The organism is Streptomyces sp. NBC_00045, from assembly GCF_045041095.1.
Lineage (GTDB): Bacteria > Actinomycetota > Actinomycetes > Streptomycetales > Streptomycetaceae > Streptomyces.
Genome location: NZ_CP108271.1, coordinates 4,623,684 through 4,636,166, shown reverse-complemented (window position 1 = coordinate 4,636,166; position 12,483 = coordinate 4,623,684). Strand labels below are relative to the sequence as shown.

Here is a 12,483-nt window from a genome sequence, read left to right as displayed (position 1 = left end):
GAGTGCTTGCACGTCACTGCCCGCCGCAACTGATCGAGAGGACCGGCGCGAACGCGTGGCCCCGTGGATCGGAGTCAGGGATGCACACGCCCCCTGAAGAGCTCCAGGCATGCAAGGCGAACGGGTGCTCGCGCACACCGACGTGAAGCGTGGCATTCAAGCCGCGTCGCCGTAGGAGGACGAAGGCCGTCACGGCCTCGGCCTTGCAGTCGTCGTTCACGAACCAGCTTCTGCGACTGTGTGAGCGCACTGCTCGTTTCAGCCGCGCCACCTCCTCCGCTGAAGGGGCGTCTGCACGTGCGTACACCGGGGCCGCCAAGTACAGGAGCCGAAGGACGCGCCCGAAGCCCATGGTCCGGATCGACAGGTGCACCCCGCGCAGCCAGAGCCCGACTTCGACGTCCGAGTACGCCTTCCGGTGGTCGGTTGCGCACCCGGCGCGGATCATATCGGTGACGAGATCAGCGCGTTCCTCGGAGCTTCCCTCCGCAAATTTTCGAACGTCCGTCTCCGTCATGCCGAGAAAACGGGTCCGCCGCCTCCAGTCGGCAATCAGAGCACCACTGGACGTCCTGGTGACACTGCAATGCGGCGACAGAATCCGCGTAATGGCCGCCAGTGTGTCGGTCTCTTCCGCCACCGCACATACTCCAAACTCGGCCTGCCGCACGGACTCTGCGGCAGGCCGAGTTCGACACGGTGGGCTGTATCAGGACAGATATCCGTGGCCGTCGTAAAGTCCCCCGCTGAAGCCTCTAATCGAACGGCCGTTGCCGAGAAGAACAAACCGATGCGGTATACGGCGCCGCAGCCGTCGAACAAACATCGCGTACCTCCAGGATCAGGCAGCGTCCCTCAACTCCAGGCTACTCCGCGCCGAATGGCCCGCAATAGCGGCTCTCGCAGCGGTCTGACCAGCAAGAATCACCTGCCGCAGACAACTTGAACACGAGACCACCCGGCACCCGGGCAGGGTGGGGGACGACCGTGAAGGGGGTCGCACCGTGTACGCGGTGGTGCCGGCACGGCCGCGGTGAGGAAGCGGGCTCGGTACACCGGGCACCACCTTCGATGTCGGTAAGCAGGGACGCCTGCCAGTAGGCCACGCCCCGGGGCCGCAGCCGCGGCGACATCCCACCGGAGCGGCCGGACGGCGCAGCACGTCAACCCCTGAGAGCGCTCGGCTCGGGCCGGCCACGCCACCGGCACGCGGGGCGACCGTGAAGGGGGCCGGGCCCGAGTAGTCGAAGGTGCCGGCGGGCAGGCAGTTCTCCTCGGTGACCGTCCCGAGGCCGTCGCAGTGCTGCGTCTTGAGGGTGAAGCGGACGGTGGTGGTGTGCGGAGCAACGGGCAGCGCCTTGAGCGGCGGGGAGCTGATGCCGGTGAACGGCAGGCCGTCGGTGCCGACGAAGCCGGGGCGCAGGACCTCGTTCTTCTTGAACGTGACGCGCTGCTCCTGCGCCGCGTCAACCCCTGAGGCCGCCCGGCTCAGGCGGCGACGGCTGCGCCCGCCCCGGACGAACAGTCGCCGCATCGGCCGCCCGGGTAGGGGGCGCGGAAGGCGCGTTCGCAGCCGTCGCAGGTCTGGAAGGGGTCCGGGCGTCGGACCGGCTTGGCCGACGCGACCGGGGCCAGGGGCAGGTGCGGCGGGAGCAGCGCCTTCAGGCGGTACGCCAGCACGGAGGCGGGGCTGCGCATCGGCTCCGGGAGGTTCGCGCTCAGGGCCAGCCCGACCGCCTCGGGGTCCGCACCCCGGTCGAGCCAGAGCGACACGGCGGGTGCGAGGCGTTCCACGTCGCGCTCGGCCAGGAGCAGCCGCGGGTCGTAGCGGCGGAGCCCGGCGAGCAGATCGGCCGCCCCGGGATGCGGGTGCCGCGGCTCGGGCTCGTGCTCGGGCTCGGCGTCCGGAACCCGCCGCGGACCGGCCTCCGGAGCCGGGCCGGGCTGCGGCTCCCGGCCCGAGTCCGGGGCTGGGGTCGGGACCGGGACCGGAACCGGGGTCGGGGCCGGCGTCGGGGCCGGGGTCGGGTCCAGGGCCGGGTCGGGCGCGCGGCCCGGCGGAGGCGGAGGCGGAGGCGGCCCGTCCGGGCCGGTCAGCGGTTTGTTGTACGAGTACGTGCGGGTCACCACCCGGCCCGTGGCCTGCCGCTCGGTCCGGCGCTCCAGGTACCCGCACCGCTCCAGCTCCCGCAGGGCGGCGCTGATGCGCTTCTCGCCCTCCGGGAAACGGTCCGTGAGCGCCCTGATGCCCACCGGGGCGCCCTCCGGCAGCGACTGGATGTGCGCCGCGATCCCGATCGCCGTCGCCGACAGCTCCCGGTGCTGGAGCAGGTGGTTGCCGATCACGGTGTAGTGACTGGCGTGCCACGTGTTGACGTGGATGACACCGGATCGGGGGGTCCCGTCGGGAACCCGGGACGAGGCGCACGAGGGCGCGCTAGGCTGCTCAAGAGCCATGAGGAAGGTCCGCTTCCTGATTGGTCAGGCCCTCGACCGGGATGCCAGTCCCGCCGGGGGCCGTCTCATGTCTGTGGTTGTCGGGGCCGAGCATATGCCCGCCAACCAACCCGAAATCCAGCCCAGTTGGCACAGTTCACCCGACCGAGCGACCGGGGGTCGGGTGGGGTGGGTGGGTTGGTTCTTTCCACCGGTTCTTTGGTCTTTATGCGTCTAAGCGCGCCGGATCGCGGCACCCCAGGGCGCGGTGGCGAGCAACACCTCCGCCCAGACCACCTTGCACGGGGACGGCCCCTCCCGTACGCCCCAACGCTCCGCGAGCGCCTCGACCAGCACCAGCCCCCGCCCCGGCTCGCGGATCTGCGGGATCCGGTCACCCCGCGGGTCCGTCACCTCGATCAGCAGCGTGTCGGGCGTGACGGTGAGTGCCAGCCGGAAGTCCCGCCCGGGCACGCGCCCGTGGGTCACCGCGTTGCTGGCGAGCTCGGCGATGATCTGCGAAGGCACCTCCAAGGGCAGTCCCCAGGAGCGGAGTTGTTCGACGGCCAGCACGCGGCCGAGTCGAGCCCCGCGCGGAGTCGCGGACAGCTGGACGTGAAAGTCGACGAGTTGAGGAATCACGTCACTCAGCGTGTCGGTCCGTGCGTACCGTGAGAAGCAACACCGCCCGTACGTCCCGCGCTTGTCCGGTGCTTGTCCGGCCCTGTCCGGGCTGTCCGGCCGGACCCGACGGGTACGGGGCGCTGAGGACATCGGCTCGTCGGAGGTGGGCGCGCATGAGCGTGGACAGCAGTGACGGTACGGAAGAGCCCGGCTGGGACGTCGACCCGGAAGACGAACAGGGCGTGGCCGTGGTGGCCGCGCTGGGCCGCCAGCTCAAGGCCTGGCGCGAAGCGGCCAATATGCGGGCGGCCGACTTGGGTGCGGCGGTCGGGTACGGGGAGGACCAGGTCCGCAAGGTCGAGGCGGGCAAGCGGATCCCCCGCCCCGAGTACCTGGACCGGGCGGACGCCGCACTGAAGGCGGGCGGCAAGATCGCCGCGATGAAGGTCGACCTGGAACAGGTCCGCTACCCCAAGAAGATCCGCGACCTGAAGCAGAGGGAGGCCAAGGCGGTCGAGATCGGCACCTACAACAACCACAACATCTATGGCCTGTTGCAGACCGAGGAATACGCACGGGCACTGTTTCGGACCTCACGCCCCTCCTACACGCCAGACGAGATGGAGCGGATGGTGTCGGGCCGTATGGCGCGGCGGTCGATCTTCCAACGGTCCCCCGGTCCGGCCCTCAGTTTCGTCCAAGAAGAGGTCACGCTCCGCCGCCCGATCGGAGGCACAATGGTGCTGCGCCGACAGCTCGAACACCTCCTGGAGGTCATCCAGTTGCCGAACATCGAGTTCCAGGTGATGCCGACCAACCGTGAGGACCATGCTGGGATGGAAGGGCTGATCGAGCTGCTGAAGTTCGCTGACGGCTCTGCTGTAGGTCGGGCAGAAGGAGCGTTCCACGGCCGCCCGGTATCTGATCCCAAGCAGCTCCGAATCCTTGAGCTGCGCTATGGCATCATCCGAGCTCAGGCGCTTACGCCCCGAGAATCGCGGGCCTTCATCGAGGAACTGCTGGGAGAAACATGATCCACCACACCGAGTTGGACTGGTTCAAGAGCAGCTACAGCAGCAGCAGCGACGGCAACGACTGCATCGAGGTCGCCTGGTTCAAGAGCAGCTACAGCGACAGCAGCGACGGGAACGACTGCGTCGAGGTGGCGGCCACCCCCGACGCCGTCCTGGTCCGGGATTCCAAGGACATCGCGCGAACCCACCTGACCGTCGGGCCCGGCGCGTGGGCCGGGTTCGTGGCCCACGCGTCCGGCATCTGACGACGACCCTCAGGCGCGGGTGCAGACGTGCACCGACTCGCTGTGCCCGTTCTCGCTGTGGACGATCCGCAGGACGTCATCTTTGTAGGTCACCTTCAACACCTGGCCGTCGCTGGCGTCCTTGTGGCCGGGCGCCTTCCAGGGAAACGTGAGCGAGACGTTCTCCGCGACCTCCTTGGGGACGGTCAGCGCCTCGCCGCCGGTCAGTCGGCTCAGGCTCGCCTTGGGGGCCTCGTACACGTCGAGGACCAGGTGGCCGCCGCGCAGCATCCAGCCTCCTGACCAGGTGACGGGGGAGGGGCCGCTGGTCCAGGTGATGGTCCAGCCGGAGTTGCCCCCGCCGTCCGCGTTCACGGTGGCCTTCCCCTTCACGGTCTCGCCGCCCGGCGTGGTCGACTCCAGGTTCCAGTCGCCCTTGATGAACGCGTCGAAGGCCCGGGCGATCGGACCCGATGAGGCCGGGGCGGGTGCCGCGGACGATGCGGCCGGGCCTCCCCCGGCTGACGGGCCTCCCCCGGCGGCCGGGTCGGCCGGGGCCGCCGGCGTGCCGGGCAGGGGGTCCTTGCCCTTGGCTCCGCACGCCGCGACCAGTGAGGCCCCGACCCCGATCGCCAGGTAGCGCAGCGCGTTGCGCCGCCCGATCATCCGTGCCGCCGTGCGCATCTCCCGTACCGTCACCAGTCCCCCATACAAGGTCAGTTGATCAACGGCGATCGACTATAGACGCGCACTCGGGTGGCCGGTTTCGCATTTTGGAACCGTATGATCCCCTTCCACGTCTCTCATGGACATGACCAGCCGAATCTGGCCATGTCCGGTTATCAACTATCCAGGGGACACATGTCGTTCGACGCGGAATGGGCCCAGCACAAGGCCGCCGCACTCGCGCAGCAGTCACCCGCCATGCGCCTCAACCACGTGCCCGCCGACGCGAGCACGGCGGGGAGCCCGGCCGGGAGCCTCGTCGCCGGGGCGCAGTCCATCAACGGCAACGCCAACCTGCTGATCGAGATCGCCGCGCTCCTGCACGAGGGCCGGCCCGATGGAGACGCGAGCACCATGGCCCGCGCCCCGCGGGCCCACGCCGACGTCTCGACGGAAGCCCTGCGCTTCGCCCGCTTCGCCGACGACCAGTTCAAGGACACGATCAACCTGTTCGCCGCCCTGGCCACCAAGCTCAAGACCACCGGAACCAGCTTCGCGCAGGTGGACGACGGGACCGCCCGCAACTTCCTCAACGGCATCCTCGACGGCGGCCAGTACGTGAAGCCGGAGTCGAAGTGAGCCTGAGCCACCGCAAGGACGTCGAGTTCCTGGAGGAGTGCAACCCGGCCCTCGTCGAGCGCAACGCCGCCGAGTTCAAGCGGCTGCGCGACCTCCTCGTCCAGGTCGAGGAGCCCGCCCGGCGCGCCGAGACCGGTACGCAGTGGCAGAGCGACGGCAGCCACACGTACACCGACCGCCTGTCGGAGGCCCGCCAGCTCGTCCTCCACATGGCGGAGGGGTACGACAAGGCCGCCAGCGCCCTGCACGCGTACGCCGCGGCCCTGACCACCGCCAAGTCGCACTACTCGAACGGCAAGCGCACCGAGCGCAAGCTCGCGGCGCTCATCGCCACGAAGGGCACCGCCATCACGCGCACGGCGCAGGAGGCGGAGCCGATGTGCCAGTGGGAGGACATGCGGGCGACGACCGGCGTCATGGACTTCTTCGCCGAGCTGACCATGGACGTGGACGACATCCGTGACGAGGCCAACCGGCTCCACGACGACGCGGGCGGCAGCTTCCACCAGGCCAAAACCGCCGAGGGCGAGGCACGCAGCGTCTGCGTGCACGCGCTGAAGCAGGCGTACGAGCTGCTGCCCGAGTTCAAGGTCAAGAGCGGCGCCGGTGGCGGGGTCGACGTCTACGCGGCCATGGCCGACATCCGCCGCGAGGCGGCCGAGGCCCGCACCAACCCGCTGACGCACCTCCCGGGCAGCGGCCCGAAGAAGGACATGACCGGGCCGTTCGGCAACGACCCGGTCTCCCCCGAGCTGCGCGACATCCGGATGCGGGTGGCGGGACTGCCGGAGGCGGACGACAACTACTGGGACCCGCCGCAGTCGGACGAGGGGCGGGCGGAGTGGATCCGCAACAACAAGGAGATCCTGCGCGCCGCCGCGCAGCGGGCGGGCCTGCCGGAGGAGATGGTCGCCGGCATCGCCTGGAAGGAGGTCGGTGGACAGCCGGGCATCTTCGACGACGGCGTGGACTTCTTCCGCCAGGCCGCCGATGCCCCGTGGGGGCTGAGCCCGATCACGGCGGAGAACCTGCCGGACCGGGCGGGAGGCAAGCCGGACGAGACCTCCTTCGGGCCGATCGCGGTGCAGCTGCGCCGCGGGGCGGAGGTGCTCGGCTACGACCCGGAGCACCTCACCGAGCAGCAGCGCAACGTGGTGAAGTCCGCGCTCCAGGACCCGAAGCAGAACGCGTTCATCGCGGCCGGCTTCCTGGCCCAGATCAAGGAGGAGACCGGCTACGCGAACGTCCCGGCGGACCAGCTGACCGAGGCCCAGATGCAGGAGATCGCAGCCCGCTACAACGGCGGCCCGTACTGGGAGTCGAAGAAGGCCCAGGACTACGGTGATGATTTCCGCAACAACCTCGGCAACGTGAAGAAGGCAATGCGATGACGTACGGGCGCGAGAGCATCGACCTGCCCGAGGACCGGGGCTGCCTCCGATGGGTCCTGGGCGTCCCGCTCGGCCTCATCTACCTGCCTGCGGTCTACATCTGCGTCCTCCTGCTGATGGCGGACCCGATCGCGCCCCTGGACCACCGCATGCGCGACGATGCCCACACCATGGGCGTGGTCGCGGTGTGCATCAGCTTCGCCGGCCTGCTCCTCTCCCTCCTCCCGGTCTACCGCCGCACGATGAACCGCTGGTGGTACGCCGTCCCCGTCGTCCTCGGCGCGATCGCCTACATCCGCGCCGAAACCCTCTGACGCCGTCGGCCAATGACCAACGATCCTGGCTGGTGGAGCAGTTGCGCTGTCGTAGGGCCGTGGTGGAATGACTCGATGGCATGGAACGAATGGGAGAACGCGAAGGCTGAAGCAGTGGCCCAGCGGCAGGTGTCGATGCGGCTCAACCAGTTACCGGGAGGCCCGGCGGGCAGCAGCGGCGAGGCTGATCTCGTCGTGCACCAGGACGACCTAGGGGACGTGGGTCATGAGGCCTTCGCCCTGCACGGGAAGTTGCAGAAAGAGGCGGACATCGCCGGAGCCGGGTCGAACCCGGAGGGGGCCGGCTCCACGATGCAGGCCGCCGCAGCGCTGAAGGCGAGCACGTTCGCTCTCGGGGGCGAGCTGGAGACGACGGTCTCGGTGTGGACCTCACAGGTCAGAACCGTTCTGCAGGCCTGCGCGCACATATCCAACCATCTGGACTACTCGAAGAAGGCGCACGCCGAGGACGATGCCGCGATCGCCGCGTCCCTCCGCAACCGCGACGGCTCTGCCGTGCCGGTGTCGCGGCTCGCCGAGTACTTCAAGTAAGGGGGGGTGCGTCATGAACTACACCGATCTCATCGAAGTCGATCTCGGCAAGTTGGGGACGGCCGTCGCGGACTGGAAGCGCATGTCCGGCGAACTGCAGCGCCTCGGGGGCGAAGCCCGCGACGGCCTCAAGGCCAAGGCCGACAAGGCCCGCTGGGAAGGCGTCAACGCCGGGGTCACCCGGGACTTCACCGGAAAAACGGTCAAGGAGATCGAGGACCTCCACACCGAGGCGAAGAGCATCTTCAGCGTCCTCGACGACGCGCACGCGGAGCTGAAGAACCTCCAGCAGCAGGCGAAGAACCTGGCGGACGACGCCCGGAAGAACGGGTTCAACGTCAGGGCCGGCAAGGACGGCACGACCGTGATCGTCGAACCCCTGCTCTGCACGGTGAAGGGGCCCGGGCAGCGGGAACAGGACCTGATGCACTGGTACGCGGACACGCTCGCGGACGTGGTGACCCACGCCGGCGAAGTCGACGCCGCCGCGGTGCGGGCCCTGCGCGCGAGCCACGGCGGTGACCCCTCCAACCCGGGGCACGCGACGTACACGTCACTCGACGGGGAGATGCTGCCCCGCGCCATGAAGCTGGCCGGCCTCGGGGAAGACGCCAACGCCACACAGCGCAAGGAACTGCGGCGGCTATGGGAGTCCCTGAGCCCGGAGTCCCGCGCCCAGCTGTGGACGCAGCACAAGGACGACCTGCTGGCCGCGGGCCTGCTGACGCCGACGGTGAAGCGGGTGTCCGCGGACAAGGGAGCCGGGCCGTTCGACGCCCGGTCGCCGGGCGTCGGGGACTACTGGAAGGAGCTCCAGGCAAACGGCATCTCGAACTCCGGTGACTTCATCGGGATGACCGATGCGGCCCGGCACATGGACCACTACCTGAACGGCAGCGGCCGCACCCTCGATCTCGACGTCGACAGGATGCTGACCGACGACGCCGCCCTGCGCGACCACACGGGAATGGTGCGCGCCCGTGAACAGGACGAGTGGCGCCGCCAGGCGTTGGACGCCTTTGAGAAGTCGGGGGGCAAACCCGTCGCCATCCCGGTGGAGACCTGGGGAGAGGGGTACGAACACTCGGATCGCAACTGGTACCTGGCTGTGGGCAGCGCCATGTCGAACACGACGGGTGTCGTGACGGTGGTGCCCGGGCCGGATGGCAAGCCGCAGGTCGGCTTCGACTACCAGGTGAACATCTGGGACCGTTACAACTGGGATCCCGGCAAATCCACTCCCATCGGGCCGACCAGCGTGACCGACGCCGACATGGCCCGGCTGCATCAGACGGGACTCGCGAAGGAGTTCGACATGCGGGGCAGCAGCTCGGTACAGCACCACGACCTCAGCCCGGCCGGGGGCGGCAGCTGGCCGGACCCGGAGGACCCCGGGCGGGACGGGACCCGTAAAGACCTCGGACGTAACGGGGACGCACGGTGAGTGGTGTGCGGCGGGGGATGCGGCGGTCCGGCCTCGTGGGTGCCGTTGTCGTGGTCGTCGCCCTGCTCGGCGGGTGCTCCGGGGCGGGCGAGGGGCATGACGTCCGCGATGCGCCCCACTGGGAGGAAGGGGCCACCGTGGAGTCCGTCTCGAAGACCCTGCAGGTGCAGGTGCCCACAACGGCGACCGATGCCCGGGCCGCCCGCCGGAAGGGGTTCCAGGACGACGGGCTGATCCTCACCTTCGTCCTGCCGACGGACGAGGTGGACGGCTTCCTCGATCGGCTCCGGCCGGAACGCCCCCTGCGGCTCCGCGAAAAGCCGTGGGCCGGAGAAGGAAAGCCGGCGACGCCCTTCGCGCACCTCGGGCTCCCGGAGCCCGAATCGCTCGCGAACGTGCGGGAGGGGCAGGTCTGTGCGCCCTGCAAGGACGAGCTGGACTGGTTGAAGGTCGCCGTGGCGCGGGCCGACGACCGGAGCAGTCGGGTCTATCTGCACGGGGTCGACTGAGCGCCCGTCACCGGACGCACCGCAGCCCCCGCCCGGACGGGGCGGGGGCTGCGGGGGCCGGGCCGGTCAGGCGGCCACGGCCACCTGGACAGGCTCGTCCAGCGGGGAGGACGAGGCGGTCTCGTAGGCCTTCTTGTCCAGGATTCCCTCGCGGGCCGCGACCACGACCGGGACCAGGGCCTGGCCGGCGACGTTGGTGGCGGTGCGCATCATGTCCAGGATCGGGTCGATCGCCATCAGCAGGCCCACGCCCTCCAGGGGCAGGCCCAGGGTGGAGAGGGTCAGCGTCAGCATGACCGTGGCGCCGGTCAGGCCGGCCGTGGCTGCCGAGCCGACCACCGAGACGAAGACGATCAGCAGGTAGTCGGTGATCGTCAGCTGGACGTCGAAGATCTGCGCGATGAAGATCGCGGCGAGCGCCGGGTAGATCGCGGCGCAGCCGTCCATCTTCGTGGTGGCGCCGAACGGGACGGCGAAGGAGGCGTACTCCTTCGGGACGCCGAGGCGTTCGGTGACCTTCTGGGTGACCGGCATGGTGCCGACCGAGGAGCGGGAGACGAAGGCCAGCTGGATCGCGGGCCAGGCGCCCTTGAAGAACTGGATCGGGTTGACCTTGGCGACCGTCGCGAGGAGCAGCGGGTAGACGCCGAACATCACGAGGGCGGAGCCGACGTAGACGTCCGCGGTGAAGGTCGCGTACTTGCCGATGAGTTCCCAGCCGTACGAGGCGATCGCGGTGCCGATCAGGCCGACGGTGCCGATCGGGGCGAGGCGGATGACCCACCACAGGGCCTTCTGGAGGAGCTCCAGGACGGACTCGGCGACGTTCAGGAGCGGCTGCGCCTTGTTGCCGAGCTGGAGGGCGGCGATGCCGGCGACGGCGGCGAGGAAGACGATCTGGAGCACGTTCAGCTCGGTGAACGGCGTGACGATGTCCTTCGGGACGATGCCGGTCAGGAAGTCGAGCCAGGAGCCGTGGCGCTTGGGCAGCTTGCCGTCGGCCGGGGTGAGGCCGGTGCCGGCGCCCGGGTTGGTCAGCAGGCCGATCGCGAGGCCGATGCCGACGGCGATCAGCGAGGTGATCATGAACCAGAGCAGGGTGCGCGAGGCGAGCCGGGCGGCGTTGTTCACCTTCCGCAGGTTGGTGATGGACACCAGGATCGCGAAGAAGACGAGCGGGGCGACGGCCAGCTTCAGCAGCTGGACGAAGATGTCGCCGATCTGCTCAAGGGTCGTGGCGAGCCAACTGACGTCCTGGCTGCGGGCGATCCAGCCGAAGAGGACGCCGAGCACGAGGCCGGTGACGATCTGGGCCCAGAACGGGAACTTGAAGGAGGCCTTGGCAGGGGCCTGAGGGGTCGCGGACACGGACACACTCCGGTGGTGATGCGCAAAGAAGGGGGGAAGAGAAGAACGGCGTGGGCTCAGCGACAGCCACAACAGGCCGCGGACACGCGGCGGCAGAGGTCGACGTGCAGGCGCGCCACGAGCGGGACGCTCGCGGTCATTTCATGCGCAACTGTGGTCAACATGTTTAACACGCTAACACTTTCCCTTTGAGGTTCTCAAAGGTGCACTTTGAGCCAGAGGGAAGCCAGAGGGAGCTGCACCCCCCGGAAACGCCGAACGCCCCAGCACACGGGGGAAGTCCCGGTGCTGGGGCGGTTCGGTGAGTGGAGAGGTGTGAGGAAGCTAACTCAGGCGCGGGCGGCGTCGTCGGCCGCGTCCTCCTGGGAGCGGTTCGCGGCGAGCCGGTCCTTGGCGCCCGCGACGCGTCCGGAGATCTGCGCGGACATCTCGTCACGCTGCTTGCGCAACAGCACGAAGGAGAGCGGCGCGGAGATCACCAGGGCGAGCAGCACCACCCAGGCGGGATTGGCGTCGCCGAGGCCGGCGGGCACCCAGCCCACGTTGACCAGTACGGCAACCAGGACGAGGCATCCGACGAAGATGCCCAGCCGCATCGCGGTGTAGCGGATCGTCGCGCTCGGCTTGAGGGACACGGTGACCCCTTCTCTCTCGTCGGTACGTCGTCACGTGCCCGTCCAGTGAAGCACGGCGCAGGTACGGACAAACCCGCCGGGGGTCAAACGAGAGGCAGCAGCATGGTGATGTCGTCGCGGTCGTCGCCCGGGGCCACCCGGATGGCGCCCGGGACGCGGCCGACCTCCTTGTAGCCGCAGGCCGCGTAGAAGTGCTCCAGCCCGTGGCCGCCGCGGCAGCCGAGCCGCAGCGCGTCGAGGCCGCCCAGGGAGCGTGCCGCGTCGGCGACGGCCTCCATCAGGGCCCGCCCGGCGCCGCGCCCCTGGAGCTCGGGGCTGACCATGACGGTGTAGACCCAGGCCCAGTGCCGCTGGAGCGCGTGGCCGTTGTGCCCGATGAACGCGGCTGCGCGCACCCGCCCGTCCGCGTCCCGCCCAACGACGAGCCGGTTACGCTCCTCGGCCATGGCCACCAGGTGCTTGACCAGCTCGGGGCGGATGTCGTCCACGGTCACGGGCGGGACGAAGCCGACCGCTCCGCCCGCGTTGGAGACGTCGGTCCACAGCTGCACGAGGCCGTCGCGCAGCTCCCGGTCGACCGTCGGCTCGAACGTGAAGGTAAGGGTCATGGGCGGAGAATATCTATTACCGGCCCTGGTGGGCAACGG

The 12,483-nt window shown here is 69.5% G+C and carries 16 protein-coding genes; 9 read left to right on the top strand and 7 right to left on the bottom strand.

Annotated features, from left to right (window positions below):
- Positions 1–13 precede the first annotated feature (13 nt).
- Positions 14–640 (bottom strand): lasso peptide biosynthesis B2 protein, encoded by a 627-nt coding sequence (locus tag OHA65_RS21800; protein WP_327284791.1) that lies wholly within the window; start codon positions 638–640, stop codon positions 14–16.
- A gap of 660 nt (positions 641–1,300) precedes the next feature.
- On the opposite strand from OHA65_RS21800, the gene OHA65_RS21795 reads away from it, so the two are divergent.
- Positions 1,301–1,477 (top strand): hypothetical protein, encoded by a 177-nt coding sequence (locus OHA65_RS21795; RefSeq protein ID WP_405762304.1) that lies wholly within the window; start codon positions 1,301–1,303, stop codon positions 1,475–1,477.
- Between the two features lie 11 nt (positions 1,478–1,488).
- On the opposite strand, the gene OHA65_RS21790 is transcribed toward OHA65_RS21795, so the two are convergent.
- Both OHA65_RS21790 and OHA65_RS21785 read right to left on the bottom strand, forming a co-directional pair.
- Entirely contained in the window at positions 1,489–2,346 is an 858-nt protein-coding gene (locus tag OHA65_RS21790; RefSeq protein WP_329314254.1) for a helix-turn-helix domain-containing protein, read from the bottom strand.
- Positions 2,347–2,670: 324 nt separating this feature from the next.
- Positions 2,671–3,078: an ATP-binding protein gene (locus tag OHA65_RS21785; protein WP_329314252.1), complete on the bottom strand. Its 408-nt coding sequence runs from the start codon at positions 3,076–3,078 to the stop codon at positions 2,671–2,673.
- Between the two features lie 155 nt (positions 3,079–3,233).
- Between OHA65_RS21785 and OHA65_RS21780 the strand changes: the two genes are divergently transcribed.
- Together OHA65_RS21780 and OHA65_RS21775 are read left to right on the top strand one after the other, a co-directional pair.
- A complete protein-coding gene (locus tag OHA65_RS21780; protein WP_329314250.1) occupies positions 3,234–4,094 on the top strand; it encodes a helix-turn-helix transcriptional regulator in 861 nt (286 codons plus the stop codon).
- Positions 4,091–4,339, top strand: a complete 249-nt coding sequence (locus OHA65_RS21775) for a DUF397 domain-containing protein (RefSeq protein WP_329314248.1) — start codon at positions 4,091–4,093, stop codon at positions 4,337–4,339. Before OHA65_RS21780 ends, OHA65_RS21775 begins: the two co-directional genes overlap by 4 nt.
- A gap of 9 nt (positions 4,340–4,348) precedes the next feature.
- Here the strand turns inward: OHA65_RS21775 and OHA65_RS21770 are convergent, their stop codons facing one another.
- Positions 4,349–5,002, bottom strand: coding sequence for a hypothetical protein (locus tag OHA65_RS21770; protein ID WP_329314246.1), 654 nt, complete (start codon positions 5,000–5,002; stop codon positions 4,349–4,351).
- Positions 5,003–5,179: 177 nt separating this feature from the next.
- Between OHA65_RS21770 and OHA65_RS21765 the strand changes: the two genes are divergently transcribed.
- From OHA65_RS21765 to OHA65_RS21740, 6 genes are all read left to right on the top strand, one after another.
- A complete protein-coding gene (locus OHA65_RS21765; protein ID WP_327284784.1) occupies positions 5,180–5,623 on the top strand; it encodes a hypothetical protein in 444 nt (147 codons plus the stop codon).
- On the top strand, positions 5,620–7,014 hold the full coding sequence (locus OHA65_RS21760; RefSeq protein WP_327284783.1) for a hypothetical protein: 1,395 nt from the start codon (positions 5,620–5,622) through the stop codon (positions 7,012–7,014). Before OHA65_RS21765 ends, OHA65_RS21760 begins: the two co-directional genes overlap by 4 nt.
- Positions 7,011–7,328 (top strand): hypothetical protein, encoded by a 318-nt coding sequence (locus OHA65_RS21755; RefSeq protein WP_327284782.1) that lies wholly within the window; start codon positions 7,011–7,013, stop codon positions 7,326–7,328. The genes OHA65_RS21760 and OHA65_RS21755 overlap by 4 nt, the downstream gene beginning before the upstream one ends.
- A gap of 75 nt (positions 7,329–7,403) precedes the next feature.
- On the top strand, positions 7,404–7,880 hold the full coding sequence (locus OHA65_RS21750) for a hypothetical protein (protein ID WP_327284781.1): 477 nt from the start codon (positions 7,404–7,406) through the stop codon (positions 7,878–7,880).
- A gap of 13 nt (positions 7,881–7,893) precedes the next feature.
- Positions 7,894–9,324, top strand: coding sequence for a hypothetical protein (locus OHA65_RS21745; RefSeq protein WP_327284780.1), 1,431 nt, complete (start codon positions 7,894–7,896; stop codon positions 9,322–9,324).
- A 35-nt stretch (positions 9,325–9,359) separates the two neighbouring features.
- Positions 9,360–9,833, top strand: a complete 474-nt coding sequence (locus OHA65_RS21740) for a hypothetical protein (RefSeq protein ID WP_327284778.1) — start codon at positions 9,360–9,362, stop codon at positions 9,831–9,833.
- Positions 9,834–9,899: 66 nt separating this feature from the next.
- On the opposite strand, the gene OHA65_RS21735 is transcribed toward OHA65_RS21740, so the two are convergent.
- The 3 genes from OHA65_RS21735 to OHA65_RS21725 all read right to left on the bottom strand — a co-directional run bounded on the left by OHA65_RS21735 (position 9,900) and on the right by OHA65_RS21725 (position 12,444).
- Positions 9,900–11,207 (bottom strand): dicarboxylate/amino acid:cation symporter, encoded by a 1,308-nt coding sequence (locus tag OHA65_RS21735; protein WP_327284777.1) that lies wholly within the window; start codon positions 11,205–11,207, stop codon positions 9,900–9,902.
- Between the two features lie 323 nt (positions 11,208–11,530).
- Positions 11,531–11,797 (bottom strand): DUF4229 domain-containing protein, encoded by a 267-nt coding sequence (locus OHA65_RS21730; RefSeq protein ID WP_371646903.1) that lies wholly within the window; start codon positions 11,795–11,797, stop codon positions 11,531–11,533.
- Positions 11,798–11,919: 122 nt separating this feature from the next.
- On the bottom strand, positions 11,920–12,444 hold the full coding sequence (locus OHA65_RS21725; RefSeq protein ID WP_327284775.1) for a GNAT family N-acetyltransferase: 525 nt from the start codon (positions 12,442–12,444) through the stop codon (positions 11,920–11,922).
- Positions 12,445–12,483: the final 39 nt, after the last annotated feature.

Coding starts and splice junctions, on each gene's coding strand:
- OHA65_RS21780 (WP_329314250.1), top strand. CDS start 3,234: ATGAGCGTGGACAGCAGTGACGGTACGGAAGAGCCCGGCTGGGACGTC.
- OHA65_RS21775 (WP_329314248.1), top strand. CDS start 4,091: ATGATCCACCACACCGAGTTGGACTGGTTCAAGAGCAGCTACAGCAGC.
- OHA65_RS21770 (WP_329314246.1), bottom strand. CDS start 5,002: ATGCGCACGGCGGCACGGATGATCGGGCGGCGCAACGCGCTGCGCTAC.
- OHA65_RS21765 (WP_327284784.1), top strand. CDS start 5,180: ATGTCGTTCGACGCGGAATGGGCCCAGCACAAGGCCGCCGCACTCGCG.
- OHA65_RS21755 (WP_327284782.1), top strand. CDS start 7,011: ATGACGTACGGGCGCGAGAGCATCGACCTGCCCGAGGACCGGGGCTGC.
- OHA65_RS21750 (WP_327284781.1), top strand. CDS start 7,404: ATGGCATGGAACGAATGGGAGAACGCGAAGGCTGAAGCAGTGGCCCAG.
- OHA65_RS21745 (WP_327284780.1), top strand. CDS start 7,894: ATGAACTACACCGATCTCATCGAAGTCGATCTCGGCAAGTTGGGGACG.
- OHA65_RS21730 (WP_371646903.1), bottom strand. CDS start 11,797: ATGCGGCTGGGCATCTTCGTCGGATGCCTCGTCCTGGTTGCCGTACTG.
- OHA65_RS21725 (WP_327284775.1), bottom strand. CDS start 12,444: ATGACCCTTACCTTCACGTTCGAGCCGACGGTCGACCGGGAGCTGCGC.